The organism is Pedobacter sp. AJM (assembly GCF_002197755.1).
In the GTDB taxonomy this organism is placed as follows: Bacteria; Bacteroidota; Bacteroidia; order Sphingobacteriales; family Sphingobacteriaceae; genus Pedobacter.
The window spans coordinates 91,712-112,859 of the sequence record NZ_NHOT01000010.1 but is presented as its reverse complement, the minus strand read 5'-3'; the positions used below and the strand labels follow the sequence as shown (position 1 = coordinate 112,859).

Here is a 21,148-nt window from a genome sequence, read left to right as displayed (position 1 = left end):
ATATTATTAATGAAAAAGCCTGCTGTTTTAGTAACTTTTGATTCAATGAAGGATGCCAACTGTGGCTACTTTTCTTTTGGAAAGGGACTAGGGGACGCATTAATTCAACAAAATAAAGGGAAATTTAAATTAAAATTTTACTTATTTAAACAAACGCAATACCTTTTTAATGGCCTCGTTGATATCATCTATCTTTCCAAACTCGATCGGTTATTTTTCAGGAAAAAAAATGAGTTTGAAGTTGTTCACCTATCTGATCAAACTTGCAGGTTAAGACCTAGTAAGGTAAATGCAAAAAAGATAATGACCATTCATGATATGAATAAGGTTCATTTAAAGTTTAGCCGACCACATAGAATTAAAGTTTATCTAAAAAAACTAGGTAAACTTATCTCCCAATGTGATAAAGTAGTTTGCATCTCTCAGTTCGTTGCAAACGATGTCAAACACTATTTCCCTGAAGCTGAAGATAAGATCAATGTGATATATAATGGTGCTGATAAGCTAATTGCTAATGATAACCATCAGCCCGCATTTAAACCAACAGGCAAATTTTTGTTTACTATTGGCTTGCTATCAGTACAAAAAGGATTCCATTTATTGCCAGCAATATTAAAAGATAATGATTTTGAACTGGTAATCTGTGGAAGAGAAACACCTCATAAGGAGCGTATAATTGAGGAGGCCCAAAAATACAATTGCTTAACTAGAGTACATATTACCGGCCCTATAAGTGATGATGATAAGGCATGGTATTATAAAAACTGTAGTGCCTTCCTATTTCCTTCTGTAGCTGAAGGTTTTGGTCTTCCGGTAATTGAGGCGATGCATTTTGGTAAGCCTGCATTTCTTTCCAAATTTACGTCTTTGCCAGAAGTGGGTGGAGATGCTGCATATTACTTTGATAGCTTTGAACCAGAAAGTATGCAGAAAGTATTTTATAATGGTATGAAAGATTTCGAAGAAAGAAATCGCAATCAAGAAATGATTTTGCAGGCAGAAAAATTTTCATGGGAAAGAGCAGCCAATCAGTATTTGAATTTATATGAAGAAACCTTAAAAAAGTAAGAATGAAAAATAAATTTTATTGTTCAATTCTTAAAATGTATCCACAACAATAAAATACTCATTTTCACATTCTAAAATTCAAACATTACAATCTTCATTAGGTAAGGAACCATATTCTTATCGATATTTGTGAAAAAACGTACATTTGCCTGAACTTTATTATATTTTTTTTACGGCTAGTACTTTCCTAAGGTCCGCTATATATACAATACTCAATGAAAACTTATTTTCGTTTATTATCCTTTGCCAAGCCCATAGAAAAGTTTGCAATACCATATGTAATCGTCACATTATTAGCTGTTCTTTTTGGAACGTTAAACCTTACCCTACTTGTACCACTCTTTGACACATTGCTTCCTTCAAAATCGCCTGGAAACGTTAGTGTAGTATCTTCAGCAAGTTCTGCTTTTGATATTACTGGTAAGTTTTCTGATTTTGTTTCACACTCGCTTGTTGTTAATGGCAGGGCAGAAACTTTAAATTATGTCTGTATCATTATTGTTGCTTCTGTTCTACTATCAAATTTCTTTAGATATTTCTCTCAACGTTTTATGGAAGATTTAAGAGTACATACTTTGCTAAATCTTCGTAAGTCAGTTTTTAATAACGTCATGAATTTACACGTTGGTTATTTTAATAATGAACGTAAAGGCGATATTATTTCAAAAGTTGCATCCGATGTACAGGTTGTACAATTTACGGTTACAAATACTTTACAAGTTGTTTTTAAAGAACCTCTAACCTTAATTTTCTACATCATAGTTCTTTTGAGTATTTCTGTTAAACTGACATTATTTTCACTATTAGTAATTCCAATATCTGCTTTTATTATTAGCAAAATAGTTAAGAGAATTAAGCAGCAGGCGAAGGAATCTCACGAATCATTTGCAAAGATGATTGGTTTTTTGGATGAATCATTAAGTGGAATCAAGATTATCAAAGCATTTAATTCAACTGATAGAGTTAAAGAAAAATTCCAGAAAGAAAATGAATTTTATTCAAATCTAAATAGAAAAATGGTTCGAAGACAGCAATTAGGCTCGCCAGTCTCTGAATTTCTAGGTGTTTTGATGGTTTCTTTAATCGTTTGGTATGGAGGAAATCTGATCATAAGTAACCAGCCAGGTGCTTTAACTACAAGTCAATTTATCGCATATATTGCTTTTTTTTCACAGGTAATGCGACCAGCAAAAGCCTTAACAGATTCATTTAGCGGAATCCACTCTGGTATTGCGGCAGGTGAAAGGGTTTTAGAGTTGATTGACACTAAGCCAATATTAATTAATAAGCCCAATGCGAAAGTACTTAATAGCTTTAACAGTGCAATCAGCTTTCATGATGTTTCATTTATCTATGGAGAAAAAAAGATTCTAAATTCGATAAATATCAACATTGAAAAAGGAAAAACGGTGGCCTTGGTTGGCCCTTCAGGTGGTGGAAAAAGCACGTTAATGGATTTAATCCCCCGTTTTCATGATCCAGAATCAGGTACAATTAAAATTGACGGATATGATTACAGAGAACTTACGGTAGAAAGTATTAGGGCGCAGATGGGAACGGTTAATCAAGATTCATTTTTATTTAACGATACCATTTTTAATAATATCGCCTTTGCAAAACCACATGCAACCGAAGAAGAAGTCATCGAGGCTGCGAAAATAGCCAATGCGCATGAATTTATTTTAAATACGGAAAACGGCTATCAATCTTCGGTCGGCGACAGGGGAAATAGGTTATCAGGTGGGCAAAGGCAGCGTGTTTGTATCGCCAGGGCTGTGTTAGCAAATCCGCCAATTATGTTATTGGATGAAGCAACTTCGGCATTAGACACTGAATCTGAAAAATTAGTTCAGGATGCATTAAATAATTTAATGAAAAACCGTACTTCGATTGTAATTGCCCACCGCTTAAGTACCATACAACACGCCGATATAATTGTGGTAATAGATAAAGGGGAAGTAGTGGAGAGCGGAAGTCATAATGAATTAATGTTGAAAAACGGATTATACAGAAGGTTAATTGACATGCAGGCCTTTAACGACTAAACATTTAGATCATGAAAGTGCTATTTTTTATGCCTGATAATCCGCTAAAAAAAAATGCGGGAAATAGAACCAGGGCGTTAAGTATGTTAAGCTACTTTAAATCAAGAAACTTTGAAATTGATTTTGTAAGCGAGTATTATACCGGACGTTGGGACGAGACAGATATTATAGCATTTGAGCAATCGGGACTGGCTGATAATACTTACGTAATTAAAAAAAAGCCTTCTAAAAAAAATATACTATATTATCTTCTTTTTTATAAACTTCCGAATTTTTTCTATCAAAATAAGGCTTGGTTTTTTCCACTTCAATTCCCTGAATTGGTAACCTTAAGATTTAAGCGTGCGTTCAAAAAAATCTTAAAGAAAAATGATTACGATTACATCTATATCAACTATGCCAGTTGGGCTAAATTAGTAGAAGATAACCCTTTTGTAAAAAAATCGATAAAAGTAATTGATACACACGATTTTATAACGGCTCAACTTCAAAATAAAAATAATATTGGGCAATCTTTTAAAGAAGAAATCAGGAGAATTTCTTTATTTGATGTTGCTTTAGCCATTTCTGTTGAAGAACAGTATATCTTTAGTCAATTCTGCAAAAATAAAGTGGTTTTAGCTCCAATGATGTTGGATAAACCAGAAAATCTTCATACTGTTAAAGAAAAATCATTAGATCTGATATATGTAGCAAGCGATAATATACATAATCAAAGGGCTGCCAATTGGTTTTTTAAGGATGTATACCCATTGTTACCAGGCAATATACAGATATGCGTTATTGGACAGATAAACGAGCATCTTTCAATAAAGGCACCTAATATTATTTCTGTAAACTTTGCCGAAGACTTATCAACCTATTACCAAAATGCTAAAGTAGCGCTATGCCCGATGTTAACAGGTACCGGAACAAAAATAAAAGTAGTAGAGGCCCTATCTTATGGCTTACCTATAGTTTGTAATACCAGAGGAATCGATGGGTTGATAAACAAAACCAATAATGGTTGTTTGGTAAGTGATGATCCAGTTGCATTCCGAAATAATATCATGAAATTATTAACGGACGAATCAGAATATCAAAACCAGGCAGAAAATGCATTAACTGCCTTTAGTATGAATTACGAAAGGGAACGCTGTTATAGAAATCTCGATACTGTTTTTGAAATAGTTTAAATCCTCATTACATGATGAAAAAGGTTGCCATTATTGTACCTATTTATAAAGAAATAACCTATTTAGAGGATATATCCTTACAGCAATGTTTCAAAGTTCTTTCTAAATCTTATCAAATTCTTTGTGTAAAACCTATCTCTTTAAATTTAAATATTAAGTATCCATTCAATGACTTCATAAGTTTTGATGATTCATATTTTAAAGACATTGCCGGCTATAACAGACTCATGCTATCAGAGGAATTTTATGAAGCATTTTTAGACTATGAATATATCTTGATCTATCAATTAGATGCCTTTGTTTTTAAAGACGATTTAACCATTTGGTGTGAAAAAAACATGGATTATATCGGAGCTCCGTGGCTCAGACATAAATATCCAGATGTGATTAAAGCAATAAAAAATAATATTCTAGGCTACATACACCGAAAATTTGACATCAAAGAGAGAAAAACACTTATTCCAACCGACATCCAGCGGGAATATAAAGTAGGAAACGGAGGTTTATCTTTACGCAGAACACAGATATTTTATACGCTTACTAAATGTTTTGAAGATAAAATAAAAGAATATTCTTTGAATCCTGCAGCCAACTTTAATGAAGATGTTTTCTGGAGTATAGAAATAAATAGAAAGAAAAAACATTTAAGAATACCTTCCTATAAGGAAGCCGTATACTTTGCGTTTGAAGTGCCTATTGAAAGAGGCTTCGAACTTACGAATAACATGTTGCCCTTTGGATGCCATGGCTGGAACAAAAACCTGGAGGTATGGAGGCCTATATTTAAAGACTTTGGATATTCTATATAAATATGGATGGGTTAGGTATTCTTTCTTAAGAAACTCACTAAATAAATTTATTATTTCTTTCTATTATCGTTCATCATTTTTAAATATGATGCCAGGAATTGCAACAAACCAGCATTTTTAATTAAACTAAGACATTCTTTTAGGCTAAGTTTCGATTCTTTGAATAACCCACTTAAAATAATTTTATTATGCCTTAAGTTTGATTTTTCTAGCACTTTCTTTTGATCTGAATTAATAAATGAACAGCTTTTTATTAAGTCTTTAATTCTCTTCCTTACTATTACCTCATACCCTGACATCTTTTTCCTGTTTTGGCTCATACTGTTTTTATGTACCCTAATTAAAGCAAAAGCTTCCTCTACAGTTAAAAAAGAAAAATAGAATCCTTTAAAAGCACCCGAAATCCAAAAGTCCCAGTCTTCCAAACTTTTCATCGCCACATTAAAAAAACCTATTTTTCTCAATGATGATGCTCTTATCAAAGCAGAATTAACAGGCATTATATTTTGCTTTGTCAGCATTTCTAAAACTTCATACCCGGAAGCATTAAGCCTAGGCATCCACTCATTTTGATTTAAAGTTATACTTTTATAAAACTTCTCCTTACTGCCGTCCACAAAATAATATGCCATGGTATAAGAGACATCTATGTTAGCATCTTTTTCCATATGCTCAACTTGCAAACTTATTTTTAGATCAGACAAAAGGTCATCAGCATCTAAAAACTGAATATATTCTCCCATTGCATTTTTTATACCCAAATTTCTTGCGGCCGACAGGCCTCCATTGGATTGATAGAAATATCTTATTCTAGGGTCTTTTGCTTTAAATTCGGCTATCACGTCTTTTGATTTATCTGTCGAACCATCATCCACGACAATAATCTCAAAATTTTGATATTTTTGTTCCAATACCGAAGTTAAAGTATCAGGTAAAAATATCTGATAGTTATATGCAGGTATAATAATAGTTACTAAAGGATTTTTCATTTCTAACAAAGCTAGTTTAAATCTAAATACGTAAAAAAATTATTCAGATTTAAATAGAATTTATTGATTCAACTCAAGCAATGATCATCATAAAAATAATTGGCGGACTAGGTAATCAGATGTTTCAATATTCGTTCTACAGATCTTTACAGAATAATGGCGTCAATGTCTATGCAGATTTATCTGATTTTAAAGAATACCCCTTACATAATGGCTATGAGTTGGAAAGAGTTTTTAACCTAAAAATAAAAAGACCAAGTAATTTTATTTTAAATCTATTTAAGCCAAATCAAAGAAATTGGATATTTAGAAAATTAAAGAGGATTTTAAATTTAAAAAGGGCATATAGGATAGAAGAAAATGAATTTAGATTTGATGCCTCTTTTTTAAGTAATACCAATCAGTATTATAGTGGATATTGGCAAAATGAAGGTTATTTTCAACAGATAGCAAATCAAATAAAGCAAGATTTCAAATTTCCTAAAATTGAAGGTTTAAAAAACAAAACCGTTCTTCAGCAGATTATAACCGCTGAAAGTGTAGCTATCCATGTAAGAAGGGGCGATTATTTAAAAGATCCTTTGTTAGGTGGTATTTGCAATTTAGACTATTATGAACAAGCGATACTGACCATGAATTCAAAAATTAGACATGCTCATTTTTTTGTTTTTTCAGATGATATAGCTTGGTGCATACAAAATCTTAATTTGCCAAATGTGACATATGTTGATTGGAACAAAGCAAACAAAAGCTATATAGACATGCAATTGATGAGCAACTGTAAACATAATATTATTTCAAATAGTAGCTTTAGCTGGTGGGGAGCATGGCTGAATAACAATAGCAATAAAATTATTATCGCGCCAAAAAAATGGGTAAATAACCTTCCAAGTAGTGATATTGACATTTGTCCCAAAAAATGGATTAAAATATGAAAAGTCCTAAAATAACAGTATTTATGGCCGCTTACAATGTTTCAGCTTATATTGAAGAATCTATATCCAGTATTCTTAATCAAACATTTAAAGATTTTGAGTTTATTATTATAGATGATGGTTCAACTGATGACACTGCCTTAGTAGTCAAAAAATTTAGTGATAGCAGAATCATATTTATACAAAATGATGGGAATAAAGGTTTACCTTTTACTAGAAATCGACTACTTGAATTAGCTAGAGGTGAGTATATTGCGATTTTAGACAGTGATGATATTGCTTATCCTGAAAGATTACAATTACAGTTAAGCTTTTTTTCTTCGCATCCGGAAGTTGCACTTTGTGGAGGACACGGGAAAATAATTAATGAAGATGGAATAGAACATGAAAAAAAAATCATTGTGCCAACCAATGATTTGATAAGTATGCACATGTTATTTGGCAATCCTTTCATAAATTCCAGTACAATGTTTAAAACTCAAATCTTTAGAGAACTAAACGGCTATCGAAATTTTGCATTAGCCGAAGATTTTGACCTATTTATACGAATTTCAGAAAAATATACAATTGCAAACATCGATGCTTTTTTAGTTAAATATAGGATACATGGTCAAAATATAACTATAAAAAGATCTGAAGATCAGGAACAAAACGAATCGGAAATTCTTAAGTATTTACAACAAACTTTGGGAATGGCATTTAATATAAACACCTTAAAAATGCATAAAGAGCTATTAACTAATCAGATAGATGAAACTCACTTTTTTGCATATTTCGAACTATTGGTTAATATGAAAATCGCGAATTTAGAATCCAATAGATTTAACATCATTAAAATGAACAGATTTTTATTTAATAAATGGTATGAAATAATAAGATCTAAAAAATCAAATGTAAAAGCATTAAATTGGTACTTTAAAAAAGAATTATATAGTATGGAATATTTTAACTTTAAGCAATTCCGAAAAATATTTAAAAGTAGTCTTAGAGGATTGATTAACTAATTTCCCACCATCCATTTCATTTTTGTTTTATTAATAACTTTGGTTAAGAAAAAACTTACAATATAGGTAGTTAAAAATCTAAATAATAGTATCCCTGTATTCAGCCAAACGCTAAACTCAAGAAAGTTAAGCTTCAAAGGTTGAAAAATTAAAGGAAGCCCTCTGTCAATAATAATAACATGGATCAGATAGATACCAAAAGTAGTTTCCCTCGGGCGTAAATTTTTTCGGAGCCAAGGTAAACTGCCTACTTTTAATAATAGCGCAAACATAACCAAAGAATATATAATATTACTTATACGCAGGGTATTGTATGCATCTGTTAGACCAATGCTATTAATATATGTAGATTCTCCAACCGCTATACAAAATGTAATGAGAGCTAAAAGAAGTATTTTAAACCATGAAGTGGCTTTAACTATGCTCATGATTCTATCGTAGAATTCGTTGAAATAAACGCCAAGCCATAAATAAAATACAAATCCAAAAATTGCTGTAGTATGAGTGGTAGCGATCCAGCCCTGATATATATTTATACTATAAAATAATGAAAAGAAAGCCAAAATAAGCCCAAGCCAAATGCTATATAAATACCTTTTAAATAGTAATAAAATAGTAATACAAATTAGAAAATTAAGGATAAACCAATACGGACTAATTAATACTATTCGTATAAACGTTTCATAGAAGTAAAGGAAAAAATCACTCCCTATTAAACCCATTTCGCTTCCCCTTCTATGGGCGATATAACGGTCTAAAACACTTAACATAATTAACATAAAGATCCAAAACAACCAAGGCTTAATGGTTTTTTTAAACCTGTTTCTTAAGTACTGAAAGGGGGTATATTCCTGAAACTTATGGTTAATTAAAAAACCTCCGATCAGAAAAAAAGCAATTGTACTGAATTTAAAAAGCTGAATAATTGATGTTTCAAAAAGTGAATCAAGTTGATTATTGTAATGATTCGGAGGAACAATTCCGCAATGCTCCAACACAATCCCCATCATAGAGATGCACCTGATAGTATCAACGAAGTCGAAATTTGTTTTTTGAGGTGTTTCAGTTTTTTCTATTACAATATTCATTAAATATGTTTGGGTATTCTTTCAGCAAATATGAGTTAAAAAAAAATAGTCCATAATTAATTATAGACTATTTAACTTTTTTGTATGTAAAATTTTACAGTTAAAGAGTTTGATACTAATATAACTGACATTTGATAATATTTTTATAAATGAGAAAATTAACTGCTAATCACTATTAGTTGCGAATCTAATTTTTCTCTAATTCACAAAAACAGCTTCAATAATTAACTGAAGCAATCTTTATATTTATTCAACTGAAATACATATAGATATATTAGATGCTTAATTTGGAAAATAATATTTACTATTGAACATAGAATGCAATTCCTTCATATTGCCAATCTCTAACGCCAGCCAATTCACTAGCATCCCTAGTATAAACTCGATCGCCGCTTCTTGGATTATAATACTTATAAACTGCCTTAGTATCATTGCCCGATGAAGTAAGTACATATCCCGCTATTCCTTCATTATCATATCCAGGAGGGGGAGTCGGGTTATTTGGTTGAAATACATGATCATCTGAACGCGATCTGTAAAATCGATAAAGTGGTAAGTAAGAACTTTCCTGTATAACTTTAATAAGTCCGTAATCTCCTTCAGATTGCCATCCAATCTTTATAAGATCACGCTTTTCTCTAACAGAGGCAGTAATCATATGCCGCCCTCCATTAGGATTGAACATACGAGTTAGGAACATCATATTTGAAGATGGAGCAAGTATAATTGGCATCGAAAAATTAGTAGAGTTATCACTTAATTCACCTTCAGCGCGAAATTTCACTCTAATATTACCAGTTGTAAGTCCTGCTGACAGAGTGAAATTAAAGCTACCTTGATAAAGCCTTGCGGCACCCATAGCGAATAATGGTAGTGTAATAGGATTTTCTATTGGGGTATCTGTACCATCAAGAGCGTGATGATATAAAATTACTTCAATTGATCTTGGGGCTGCCTGTTCTATTGAAAAGAAGTTAAGAGAAACAGTAAATGGTGTTGGTGTAGAAGCTGCAACAGGTAGCTTGTCATAAAGTATAGAACCATTTAAAATTTCAATAGTTAGTGGTCTTACAAGGGCTTTAGTTGCTAAATTTATCAAGAACAAAAATAGCAATGATAATAGTAATTTCTTTTTCATTTACTTTTTTTCATATTCTGCGTGATATATATTTGACTTATCATAAAGATCTTCAATCATTTTCTGATCAAAATGATCTCTTCCAAAAATATATTGATTTGAAGTTGGATTAAAAGTTACTTTATCAAAAGGAACTTCTGAAATTACAGAAATAAACTTTCGAACTTTTAAAATCTTAACAGATTCAGGAGTATTAATGATTTCAGGTGATTTATTAATTTGTTGTAAATCTTTTTTACACCCCAGCATCAATAATATTAGTGCTAATGTAATTGACATGCAATAATAACGAAGATTTTTTTTATTCATATTTTTATTTCAAAATTAGCAAAGAAAAATATAACTAATGACAACTATTAGTTGTCATTATAATTTTTTAATATATAACTAATACATAAAATTATTTCTTAGATATGAGAATAAGTAAAGAATATTGATAAAATAAAATAGCACATTTATACATGCCAATTTCTTTACCATAATGTGATTTTCCAAACCCTAATTATTTAGTAATTAACTGCAATAATATTAATAAAGATGTTAATGTAATATTACTTCACAAAGTAAGCCATTTAAATTATAAATATTGACAAATTATACTTATCAATATTTACTAATTATATATACATTTGTAAAACCTTAGAAACTCAAAAATTATCAGTTCTCGACATGTTAGATATAGGCAATACCTTAAGAAAGTATAGAGATGAATATAAATATACCCAGCAATACGTAGCCAATATTATAGGAATAAGCAGGGTAGCTTATCGAAAATGGGAAAATAATGAAATTGATTTTGCACTCTCCCAACTAAAAAAAATAGCCGACTTGTACGAGATTTCCATTCATGAAATCATTCTGCATTCAAAATTCAATAGCAATCAAATAATTCCTATACAACAAAAAGGGCATCAATATTATTGATGCCCTTGGTATTTCTGTTTTAATAGCTACTTACAATTTTCTCGCTACTTCTACTTGCTCGTATGCTTCAACGATATCACCTACTTCGATGTTGTTAAAGTTCTGGATATTCAGACCACATTCGTAACCTTTAACCACTTCCTTCACATCATCTTTAAAGCGTTTTAATGATGCTAATTCACCGGTGTAAACGACAACGCCATCTCTAACGATACGGATCTTACTGTTACGGGTAATCTTACCATCCAATACCATACAACCTGCAATGGTACCCACTTTGGTAATTTTGAAAGTCTCGCGAATTTCAACGTTAGCCACAATTTTCTCTTCAAATTCGGGATCCAACATACCTTCCATCGCTGATTTAATCTCATTGATTGCATCGTAAATGATAGAATATAAACGGATATCGATTTGCTCAGCTTCAGCTAATTTACGTGCACCTGTTGATGGACGAACCTGGAAACCAATGATGATTGCATCAGAAGCAGAAGCCAACAAGACATCAGATTCTGAAATCTGTCCAACACCTTTACTGATGATATTGATCTGGATTTGCTCAGTTGATAGTTTCAACAATGAATCGGCCAGTGCCTCAATTGAACCATCCACGTCACCTTTAACAATGATATTAAGTTCTTTAAAGTTACCGATAGCCAAACGTCGACCAATCTCATCCAGGGTAATATGTTTCTGCGTACGCAATCCCTGCTCGCGTTGTAACTGCATCCGTTTGTTTGCAATATCACGTGCTTCAGTTTCACTTTCAAGCGCATTGAAACGGTCACCCGCTGTTGGTGCGCCCTGCATACCTAAAACCTGTACGGGTTGTGATGGACCTGCTGAATCTACTTTAGCACCACGCTCATTGGTTAATGCTTTAACACGTCCGCTAAAACTACCGGCTAAGATCGGATCACCAACTCTTAATGTACCCGCCTGAACCAATACTGTAGTCACAATACCACGCCCCTTATCCAATGCAGATTCAATAACTGAACCTGTAGCTCTTTTATTTGGATTGGCTTTAAGTTCTAATAACTCAGCCTCTAATAATACTTTATCTAAGAGTAAATCAACATTTAAACCGCTTTTGCTTGAGATTTCCTGTGATTGATATTTACCACCCCAATCTTCAACCAAAATATTCATTACAGATAATTGCTCACGAACTTTATCTGCATTTGCACCTGGCTTATCCACCTTCGTAAAAGCAAATACCAAAGGAACACCTGCAGCTTGTGCATGATTGATAGCTTCTTTTGTTTGCGGCATCACTGCATCATCCGCAGCAATTACGATAATTGCAATATCGGCAACTTTCGCACCACGGGCACGCATCGCTGTAAAAGCTTCGTGACCTGGTGTATCTAGAAATGTTACTTTTTTACCGGTTGGTGTGGTTACCATATACGCACCAATGTGCTGTGTAATACCACCAGCCTCGCCAGCTACCACATTTGCTTTACGGATATAATCCAGTAAGGAAGTTTTACCGTGATCGACGTGACCCATAATCGTAACAACCGGAGCCCTTTCGATTAAATCTGCCTCGTTATCTTCCTCTTCAATTACATTTTCCTCATCTTCATCCGGTTTAACGAACTGAATTTCGTAACCAAACTCATCAGCAACAATCGTTAAAGTTTCAGCATCCAAACGCTGGTTGATGGAAACAAACATGCCCAAACTCATACAGGTACCAATAATTTTAGTTACCGGTACATCCATCATGCTGGCCAGTTCATTAGCCGTAACAAATTCTGTTACTTTTAATATTCTTGATTGAGATTCAAGTTCATTTGCAGCCTCTTCAGCATTAAATGCAACATCATCACGTTTCTGACGACGCAATTTAGCACGTTGAGCAAATTTACCAGATTTACCAGCTCCACTTAAACGGGCAAGTGTTGCCTTAATCTGATCTTGAATTTCTTTCTCAGTAGGCTCCTCTTTAGGACCGCTTGGTGTAGCATTCCTGTTTTGGAAACCTGGTCTGTTGTTATTTCTATTTCCCTGATAAGGTGTACCACCTTGTCCGGCCGGTCTATTGCCCTGGTATGGCGTACCACCACCTGGACGATTACCTTGATAAGGTGTACGTGGTGTACCTGATGCGCCTGGCTGACCCTGACCCGCAGGATTTTGTCCTTGCTGACCCTGACCACCATGCTGACCTGGTGCTCCCGGAGTTTTTTTACGTTTACGTTTGCGTTTAGCAGCCTCGCTATCACTAGATGATGCTACAGGACCGTTTCTTCTATCCGGAGTAGTTGGTAAAACAATCTTACCAATGATATTCGGACCAGTTAATTTAACCGTACGTGCTTTAATTACTTCAGGCTCATTACTTACCGGTTTTACTTCGGCAGGTTTCACTTCCGCCGGCTTTTCTTCCGTTTTTGGCTGTTCTGCAGGTTTTACTGGTTCAGGTGCTTTTGCAACTGGTTGTGATGCAGGTGTAGGTATCTGGGCAGCAGGCGTTTCCTCTTTCTTAACCTCTGCTGATTTTTCTTCAACTTTAGGTTGTTCTACAGGCTTAACCGGCTCAGGTACTTTTGCAACTGGCTGTGATGCAGGAACTGCAGCAGCAGGGGTATCTTCTTTTTTAGCAGGGCGCGTTTTGGAATTAAGATCATTCAAATCAATCTTGCCCACAATTTTAACGCCTGGTAATCCACCATCTTCTGCTTTGTCTTCTGTCTTCGTTGCTGCAACCGGCGCTGCTGCCGCAGGAATAGGTGCCGGAGTCTCTACTTTTGGAGTTTCTACGACCTTAGGTTTTTCTACCGGAGGAGTTGATGTTTGAGTATTCTTAATCAGAACCTCTTCATTTTTCTCGAAATCGGTATTTTTCTTCGGCGCTTCTACTGGCTTTTCAGTTTCAGGCTCGTCGCGACGTATTTTACCAATCACTATTTGTTTGGCTTCTTCTCTTACGATCTTATCTCCCTGATACTCTTTGAATAAGGCACTATACATGTCTCCCGTTAGTTTAAACATCGGGCTCTTCTCGGCAGAGAATCCCTTTTTGTTTAAAAACTCAACGGCCGTACCCATGCCTATATTAAGTTCCTTAATAGCTTTAATTAAAATGATTGGTTTGTCGTCTGACATTTAGCTCCTGTTATTTTTTAATATAATACAAAAGTAGTGTTTATTTGGCAATTACACCACTTATTCAAATTCTGACTGTAAAATCTGAACCACTTCTTTAATGGTTTCTTCTTCTAAGTCTGTGCGTTTCACCAAATCTTCTACTGTAAGTGCTAAAACACTCTTAGCAGTATCGCACCCGATAGCCTTTAATTCATCAATGATCCAGCTATCAATCTCATCTGAGAATTCTTCCAAATCCACATCTTCGTCGCTTTCTTCTCCGGCTTCACGGTATACATCAATTTCATAACCGGTTAATTTACCAGCCAGTTTAATATTATGTCCGCCACGTCCGATGGCTAATGAAACCTGATCTGGTTTTAAGTAAACCGATGCATGTTTGGTTTCATCATCCAATTTAATAGAAGTGATTTTTGCCGGGCTTAAAGCACGTGTGATATATAATGAGATGTTATTTGTGAAGTTAATCACATCAATATTTTCGTTTTTTAATTCGCGAACGATACCATGAATACGAGAGCCTTTCATGCCCACACAAGCGCCTACCGGATCAATACGATCATCGTAAGACTCTACAGCTACTTTAGCGCGCTCTCCTGGTTCACGAACAATTTTCTTCACCGTAATCAAACCATCAAAAATTTCGGGAACTTCCAGTTCGAACAAACGTTGTAAAAACTCCGGTGCCGTTCTCGAAATGATAATTTTTGGATTCGCATTGATCATTTCTACTTTAGAGATTACTGCTCTTACAGAATCGCCTTTTTTGAAATAATCAGCAGGAATCTGCTCAGTTTTAGGCATTAAAAGTTCGTTACCTTCATCATCTAAAACCAAAGTTTCTTTTTTCCAAACCTGATAAACCTCGCCAGTGATAATCTCACCTACACGATCTTTATATTTTTTGAAAATTTCATCTTTCTCTAATTCCAATACTTTAGAAACCAGTGTCTGGCGTGCAGCTAAAATTGCCCTGCGGCCAAAACTTTCCAACGTAATCTGCTCTATATAATCATCACCAACCTCTAAACTTGGGTCAATTTGATGTACATCAGCCAATTCAATTTCCAGATCATCATCTTCAGAGAAACCATCCTCCATTACTTTCCGGGTTCTCCAGATCTCTAAATCTCCGTTATCCGGATTCACAATTACATCACAATTTTCGTCTGTTCCGTATTTTTTACGCAACATGCTACGAAAAACTTCTTCCAGCACACTGATCACCGTGGGGCGATCTATATTTTTGAAATCTTTAAACTCCTGAAAAGAGTCGATTAAATTAATTGTTGTAGTACTCATTTTTTACCATGATTAAATAGATTAGTAAGATTACAAGAAATCTCGTTTTTGCTCATTAATCGTATTACTTAAAACTTATTAATACACTTGTTTCTAATATATCATTAAACGGTATTGTTGTTTCAACATTTGCCGCTTTTTTCCCTTTTTCTTTAACTGACTCTTCCAACAACAAGTTGTCTTCCGCGACCTCTAAAAGCTTACCCTCCTTTTTAAGTCCATCCTTCAGCTTTACACTTAAAGTTCGTCCAATATTTTTAATGTACTGGCGGTTTAACTTCAGTGGTTCACCAACACCGGGTGAAGAAACTTCTAAATTGTAGGCCTGTTCAATTACATTTTCCTCTTCCAGATGAAAACCTACATGCCTGCTGATTACCACGCAATCCTGTATGCTAATTCCTTCGTCACCATCAACATGAATAATCAATTTATGGTTTGGTAACATTTTCACTTCGACCAGAAAAAGTTCTGGTCTGTCTGCAATTTTTTCCTCAACGAGGGCTGCAACTCTCTTTTCTACCTGCATATTTTACCCTGATTTCATAGAAAAAGGGGACATTGTCCCCTTCTCTTTTCTTCGATTACGATGCAAATGTAGTAAACATTTCTTTAAAATCAAACACTTAGCGTAATTATTGTGCTGATTATTACCGTTTAAGTATTTGTTTTTGCGGCTGTAAATTGTGCCTGGCACTACCATTAAGTAAGTTATCCATGCCTGCAAAATTAACTCCGATATAATTTTCTACCAGGTAACTTTTATTTTTCTGAAAAGGTTGTTCAGGTACGAAAATAACAGAATCGCCCGCTATCTTAACTTTTCCAGGCACATCAATATCATCCTGCAAACTATCCAGGTCTCCTGGTTTCAGTATAACCGAAATCAAGGCTACGGAATCTGTATTTGCCTGATCATGATTTTTAACCTGCAATAAACTTGCTTCATCAATATTTTTAACTACGATCACTGTACTATCCGATGCAAACTTAATCACAGGTTTTTTGTTTGTACCAGAACAAGAAATTAAAGTGGCTGCTATTATGGCAACTGCCGAAAATTTACACAGGCTTTTAAACATTAACAAATTTAAACATTATGAGATTAATTATTGAAGTTCTTTTGATGGGACTTGCATTTTTTATCGGGGCTAAACTGGTTCCCGGAGTAGAAGTAACAGGATTTATGAGTGCACTTATTGCAGCCGTTTTAATCGCACTTGCAAATGCTACTATTGGCTTTATTTTAAGATTGTTAACCTTCCCGATTAACTTTTTAACACTGGGTTTGGTATCCTTTATCATCACTGTTTTAATGATTCTTCTGGTAGACAGCATGATGACCTCTTTTAATACGTCTGGTTTCTTCGCTGCAGCATTTTTAGCCATTATCGTAGCGTTGATCAAAGCCGTTTTTGGCGCTGTTGCAGGAGAGAAGGAGTAGTTTCGAGTCTTGAGTCTGTAGTCCTAAGTCTTGAGTCTAAGGTTTACTAATTAAAAACAAATAAAGCGGCATCATAAGAATAGCCTGTGAAATTAAGTCGAAGCACTTAAATTCGCAGGCTTTTAAATTAATACTCAAGCTAAATAGCAGGAGTTATGATACGCTAAATAAGAGACTCCCGACTAATGACTCACGACTTAACTCAGCGTATAACTTCTCTTGATATTACCATTTTCTGAATCTCCGAGGTTCCTTCATAGATTTGGGTAATTTTTGCATCGCGCATTAAGCGTTCCACATGATATTCTTTAACGAATCCATATCCGCCGTGAACCTGAACAGCTTCAATAGTTACATCCATGGCTACTTTAGAAGCAAATAATTTAGCCATCGACCCTGCCTGGGTATAAGGTAGTCCCTGATCTTTTAACCATGCAGCTTTATAGACCAATAACCTGGCGGCTTCAATCTGTGTGGCCATGTCTGCAAGCTTAAAAGCAATCGCCTGATGTTCTGAAATGGGCTTCCCAAAAGATTTACGCGCTTTGGCATACTGTGTTGCCAATTCAAAAGCACCCTGGGCAATACCCAGTGCCTGTGCGGCAATCCCGATCCGGCCACCTTCCAATGTTTTCATCGCGAATTTAAAACCGAAACCATCTTCCCCTATCCTATTCTCTTTTGGCACCTTCACATCATTAAACATTAAAGAGTGGGTATCAGATCCACGAATCCCCAATTTATTTTCCTTTGGCCCAATAGTAAAGCCTTCCATTCCTTTTTCCACGATAAAGGCATTAATTCCTTTATGTCTTAACTCCGGGTGAGTTTGCGCGATAACTAAATATGTTGAGGCCGAATTCCCATTGGTAATCCAGTTTTTCGTTCCGTTTAACAGGTAATAATCACCTTTATCCTCGGCGGTAGTCTGTTGAGATGTCGCATCCGATCCGGCCTCCGGTTCTGATAAGCAAAATGCCCCAATCTTTTCTCCGGATGCCAGGGGTTTAAGGTATTTCTCTTTCTGTGCTTCATTTCCATAAGCCTCCAAGCCATAGCAAACCAGGGAATTATTTACCGAAACCACCACTGATGCAGAAGCATCGATTTTAGAAAGCTCTTCCATCACCAATACATAAGAAATGGCATCAAGACCGCTGCCATTATATTTCTCGCTGACCATCATGCCCAGGAAACCAAGTTCACCGAGTTTTTTCACCTGTTCTGCCGGAAATTTCTGATGCTCGTCCCGCTCAATTACACCTGGCTTAAGCTCTTGCTGTGCAAAATCTCTTGCGGCCTGCTGGATCATTATCTGCTCTTCACTTAATTCAAAATGCATAACATTTAAGTATAAAGGGTTAGTAAATCAAATGTAGCATTTCAAATCTAAAATTACTATGGCTGCATAGTAATTTTATTGAAATATTTGTATTCTGCCTTTAGCTTACCATAGCGAATTTCTCATCTTAGAGGTTTGGAATCAGGTTTCATTAATATTAAGAAAGTACTAAAACACCCCAAAACGAGAATAAGTAAAATTTGCGAAGAATGGATAATTGTGGCATATGCCAATCCATCTTTAAAGGATATGGCGTATAAAACCAGAGATTGTGCCACCATCCAGTGAAAAACACCTATTCCACCCTGCACGGGCGCGGCCATGGCAAAACCTGAAAACACAAGTGCCGTAAAAGCAGCCTTAAAATGAAGATTACTTGTTGATGGAATAGCATAAAGACAGCAATACATGGAGATCAGGTAAAAACTCCAGATTGCAAATGTGCAAAGCAGGAATAACCACTTGTTTTTCATTTTGCTGTAAGAACCAAATCCCTGTCTTAGGCTCACAAAAATTCTCAGGAACTTTTTGCCTACTCTTCTGCGCAGAAGATAGAATAAAGCACCTAAGCATAAAATCATTATGATTCCAAATGCGACCAACCAAACATAGTTTACCCGCATCAGGTGGTTTGCAATATTCTGATAAATGCGGTGATAAAGAAAATCAATTACTACATCATATTGAAAGAAGAACATTGCTAAACCGGTTATAAAAAGCACCAAGACATCGAAAAGTCTTTCTGTAATCACCGTACCGAGCGAAGAAAAAACCGGAACGTTTTCTGTTTTGCGCATTACAGAACAGCGAACTACTTCACCGAAGCGGGGTAAGGCTAAATTTGCGAAGTAACCAATAATTACACCGTGATAAACATTCAGGAAACTAACCTGATAATGAATAGATCGATAAAGCATCTGCCAGCGCAATGCTCTTAGCACATAGGCAATCAACACCGATAATGCAGAGATAATGACGTAAAACAAATTGGCTGTTTTAATTTCCAGCCAGATCTTTTGCAGATCCTGACCTCGAAACGCCAAGTATAAAATACCTACTCCTATCAAAAGCATGATAAGGTATTTTACTGCCGTTTTAAGGTCGAGCGTCACAATGCTATTTTAGTAAATGATTGTTGTCATCCGGAAAAACAAGGATAGGATTATATTGCTTTGCCTCTTCAATTGGAAGGCTTCCGTAAGACATAATGATCAATATATCGCCTAACTGAGCCAATCGGGCCGTTGCACCGTTTAAACAGATTGTTCCGGTACCACGTTCACCTTTAATTACATAAGTTTCGAAGCGGGCACCATTATTATTATTCACAATTTGCACTTTTTCATTGGCAATAATATTGGCCGCATCCATTAAATCTTCATCAATCGTAATACTGCCAACATAATTCAGTTCAGCTTGTGTTACTTTAACACGGTGTATTTTCGATTTTAATATTGTAATAACCATTTGGCAAAGTTAGTAATAATGTTATAATGAATGACCGAATTAGTGAATGATAGAATTAGTAAATGATGGAATGATTGAATTAGTGAATTAGTGAATGATAGCATGAAGGAATAATCGAATTAATGAAGGATGGAATGATAGAATTAAGAAATCTACCTTCTGAAACCAAAACATTCAATCACTCAATCATTTTATAACTCAATCATTATTTAGTTGGAATAATATTATGAATTAGTGAATGATAGAATTAGTGAATCTAGATTCGGAACCAGAACATCAATCACTCAATCATTTTATAACTCAATCATTAATTTGTTGGAATAATATTAAGTATGAATTAGTGAATGATAGAATTAGTGAATCTACCTTCTGGAACCAGAACATTCAATCACTCAATCATTTTATAACTCAATCATTATTTAATGATCATATTATCAATCAGTCGCGTCGATCCAACTTTCGCTGCAACCAATGCCACCAGGCTATCTTCATCTTTAGAAGTTGCCGGCGCTAGTGTATTGCCATTGGCAATAGTAAAATAATCCAGTTCTACTCCCTTAATATCTTGATAAAATGTCTTTGCCTTTGCTTCCAGCTCATCTAATGAATATTCTTCAAAATGTTTAACCACAAAATAAAGAGACTCATTTAATACCAGGGAATGTTGTCTGTCATCCGCTGACAAATGAATATTCCGGCTACTCATGGCCAGTCCGTCATCTTCTCTTATAATAGGACAGGTAATGATCTGAATAGGAAGGTTAAAATACTTAACCATATTTTTGATCATCAATACCTGCTGAAAATCTTTCTGTCCGAACATGGCGATATCAGGCTCTACTGCATCAAAAAGTTTTTTTACAATTTGCGTAACCCCCTGATAGTGGCCTTTTCTAAACTCGCCTTCGAGTAAAAACTCAGCTTTTCCAAGATCAATTGACCAGTTTTCCTGCTCATCTGAAGGATACATTTCTTCCACATTTGGCATGAGTACGCCACTGCAACCTGCAGCTTCGAGCATTGCCAAATCATGTTCAATAGGGCGGGGATATTTTTCCAGGTCCTTCGGATCCGTAAACTGTGTAGGATTTACAAAAATGCTGCAGATAATGATGTCTGCGTTTTGCTGTGCAAGTTTGATTAAAGAAATATGGCCATGATGCAAGGCACCCATTGTAGGTACAAGTGCTATTTTTTTACCCGATTCTTTTAGCGGTTTTAAGAAAGCTTTAAGCGCTGCTTTGGTTTTAAATATTTCCAATTTGGTCTATCTAAATTAAAGTGGTAAAGGTGTAAAT

General features: G+C 34.9%; 20 protein-coding genes. 8 read left to right on the top strand and 12 right to left on the bottom strand.

Going from position 1 to position 21,148, the window contains the following annotated elements; all coding sequences use genetic code 11:
• Positions 1 to 9: 9 nt before the first annotated feature.
• From CBW18_RS16705 to CBW18_RS16690, 4 genes are all read left to right on the top strand, one after another.
• Entirely contained in the window at positions 10 to 1,068 is a 1,059-nt protein-coding gene (locus CBW18_RS16705) for a glycosyltransferase family 1 protein (protein WP_088302474.1), read from the top strand.
• 215 nt (positions 1,069 to 1,283) lie between these two features.
• Positions 1,284 to 3,113 (top strand): ABC transporter ATP-binding protein, encoded by a 1,830-nt coding sequence (locus CBW18_RS16700; RefSeq protein ID WP_088302473.1) that lies wholly within the window; start codon positions 1,284 to 1,286, stop codon positions 3,111 to 3,113.
• Positions 3,114 to 3,196: 83 nt separating this feature from the next.
• Positions 3,197 to 4,288: a glycosyltransferase gene (locus CBW18_RS16695; protein WP_172406556.1), complete on the top strand. Its 1,092-nt coding sequence runs from the start codon at positions 3,197 to 3,199 to the stop codon at positions 4,286 to 4,288.
• 11 nt (positions 4,289 to 4,299) lie between these two features.
• Positions 4,300 to 5,097, top strand: a complete 798-nt coding sequence (locus CBW18_RS16690; RefSeq protein ID WP_088302471.1) for a DUF5672 family protein — start codon at positions 4,300 to 4,302, stop codon at positions 5,095 to 5,097.
• A gap of 50 nt (positions 5,098 to 5,147) precedes the next feature.
• Here the strand turns inward: CBW18_RS16690 and CBW18_RS16685 are convergent, their stop codons facing one another.
• Positions 5,148 to 6,086, bottom strand: a complete 939-nt coding sequence (locus CBW18_RS16685) for a glycosyltransferase family 2 protein (protein ID WP_088302470.1) — start codon at positions 6,084 to 6,086, stop codon at positions 5,148 to 5,150.
• A gap of 80 nt (positions 6,087 to 6,166) precedes the next feature.
• On the opposite strand from CBW18_RS16685, the gene CBW18_RS16680 reads away from it, so the two are divergent.
• Positions 6,167 to 7,021, top strand: a complete 855-nt coding sequence (locus tag CBW18_RS16680; RefSeq protein WP_088302469.1) for an alpha-1,2-fucosyltransferase — start codon at positions 6,167 to 6,169, stop codon at positions 7,019 to 7,021.
• The gene (locus CBW18_RS16675) at positions 7,018 to 8,025 is read left to right on the top strand and encodes a glycosyltransferase (protein ID WP_088302468.1); all 1,008 of its coding nucleotides are present in this window, start codon (positions 7,018 to 7,020) and stop codon (positions 8,023 to 8,025) included. Before CBW18_RS16680 ends, CBW18_RS16675 begins: the two co-directional genes overlap by 4 nt.
• Here the strand turns inward: CBW18_RS16675 and CBW18_RS16670 are convergent.
• The 3 genes from CBW18_RS16670 to CBW18_RS16660 all read right to left on the bottom strand — a co-directional run bounded on the left by CBW18_RS16670 (position 8,022) and on the right by CBW18_RS16660 (position 10,560).
• A complete protein-coding gene (locus CBW18_RS16670) occupies positions 8,022 to 9,113 on the bottom strand; it encodes an acyltransferase (protein ID WP_088302467.1) in 1,092 nt (363 codons plus the stop codon). The genes CBW18_RS16675 and CBW18_RS16670 overlap by 4 nt on opposite strands.
• 304 nt (positions 9,114 to 9,417) lie before the next feature.
• A complete protein-coding gene (locus tag CBW18_RS16665) occupies positions 9,418 to 10,251 on the bottom strand; it encodes a hypothetical protein (protein ID WP_088302466.1) in 834 nt (277 codons plus the stop codon).
• Positions 10,252 to 10,560, bottom strand: a complete 309-nt coding sequence (locus CBW18_RS16660; protein WP_088302465.1) for a hypothetical protein — start codon at positions 10,558 to 10,560, stop codon at positions 10,252 to 10,254.
• A 360-nt stretch (positions 10,561 to 10,920) separates the two neighbouring features.
• Here CBW18_RS16660 and CBW18_RS21885 point away from each other — a divergent pair, with 360 nt between their 5' ends.
• The gene (locus CBW18_RS21885; RefSeq protein ID WP_088302464.1) at positions 10,921 to 11,175 is read left to right on the top strand and encodes a helix-turn-helix transcriptional regulator; all 255 of its coding nucleotides are present in this window, start codon (positions 10,921 to 10,923) and stop codon (positions 11,173 to 11,175) included.
• Between the two features lie 30 nt (positions 11,176 to 11,205).
• Here the strand turns inward: CBW18_RS21885 and infB are convergent, their stop codons facing one another.
• From infB to CBW18_RS16635, 4 genes are all read right to left on the bottom strand, one after another.
• Positions 11,206 to 14,292: a translation initiation factor IF-2 gene (infB, locus tag CBW18_RS16650; RefSeq protein WP_088302463.1), complete on the bottom strand. Its 3,087-nt coding sequence runs from the start codon at positions 14,290 to 14,292 to the stop codon at positions 11,206 to 11,208.
• A gap of 60 nt (positions 14,293 to 14,352) precedes the next feature.
• Positions 14,353 to 15,597, bottom strand: coding sequence for a transcription termination factor NusA (nusA, locus tag CBW18_RS16645; protein WP_088302462.1), 1,245 nt, complete (start codon positions 15,595 to 15,597; stop codon positions 14,353 to 14,355).
• Positions 15,598 to 15,661: 64 nt separating this feature from the next.
• A complete protein-coding gene (rimP, locus tag CBW18_RS16640; protein WP_088302461.1) occupies positions 15,662 to 16,126 on the bottom strand; it encodes a ribosome assembly cofactor RimP in 465 nt (154 codons plus the stop codon).
• A gap of 121 nt (positions 16,127 to 16,247) precedes the next feature.
• Positions 16,248 to 16,679 (bottom strand): hypothetical protein, encoded by a 432-nt coding sequence (locus tag CBW18_RS16635; RefSeq protein WP_088302460.1) that lies wholly within the window; start codon positions 16,677 to 16,679, stop codon positions 16,248 to 16,250.
• Between the two features lie 17 nt (positions 16,680 to 16,696).
• Here CBW18_RS16635 and CBW18_RS16630 point away from each other — a divergent pair, with 17 nt between their 5' ends.
• Entirely contained in the window at positions 16,697 to 17,041 is a 345-nt protein-coding gene (locus CBW18_RS16630; protein WP_088302459.1) for a phage holin family protein, read from the top strand.
• A 202-nt stretch (positions 17,042 to 17,243) separates the two neighbouring features.
• Here the strand turns inward: CBW18_RS16630 and CBW18_RS16625 are convergent, their stop codons facing one another.
• From CBW18_RS16625 to panC, 4 genes are all read right to left on the bottom strand, one after another.
• The gene (locus tag CBW18_RS16625; protein ID WP_088302458.1) at positions 17,244 to 18,383 is read right to left on the bottom strand and encodes an acyl-CoA dehydrogenase; all 1,140 of its coding nucleotides are present in this window, start codon (positions 18,381 to 18,383) and stop codon (positions 17,244 to 17,246) included.
• A gap of 122 nt (positions 18,384 to 18,505) precedes the next feature.
• On the bottom strand, positions 18,506 to 19,456 hold the full coding sequence (locus tag CBW18_RS16620) for a lysylphosphatidylglycerol synthase transmembrane domain-containing protein (RefSeq protein WP_140418700.1): 951 nt from the start codon (positions 19,454 to 19,456) through the stop codon (positions 18,506 to 18,508).
• A gap of 43 nt (positions 19,457 to 19,499) precedes the next feature.
• A complete protein-coding gene (panD, locus tag CBW18_RS16615; protein WP_088302456.1) occupies positions 19,500 to 19,850 on the bottom strand; it encodes an aspartate 1-decarboxylase in 351 nt (116 codons plus the stop codon).
• A gap of 415 nt (positions 19,851 to 20,265) precedes the next feature.
• Positions 20,266 to 21,111: a pantoate--beta-alanine ligase gene (gene panC, locus CBW18_RS16610; protein WP_088302455.1), complete on the bottom strand. Its 846-nt coding sequence runs from the start codon at positions 21,109 to 21,111 to the stop codon at positions 20,266 to 20,268.
• Between the last annotated feature and the right edge of the window lie 37 nt (positions 21,112 to 21,148).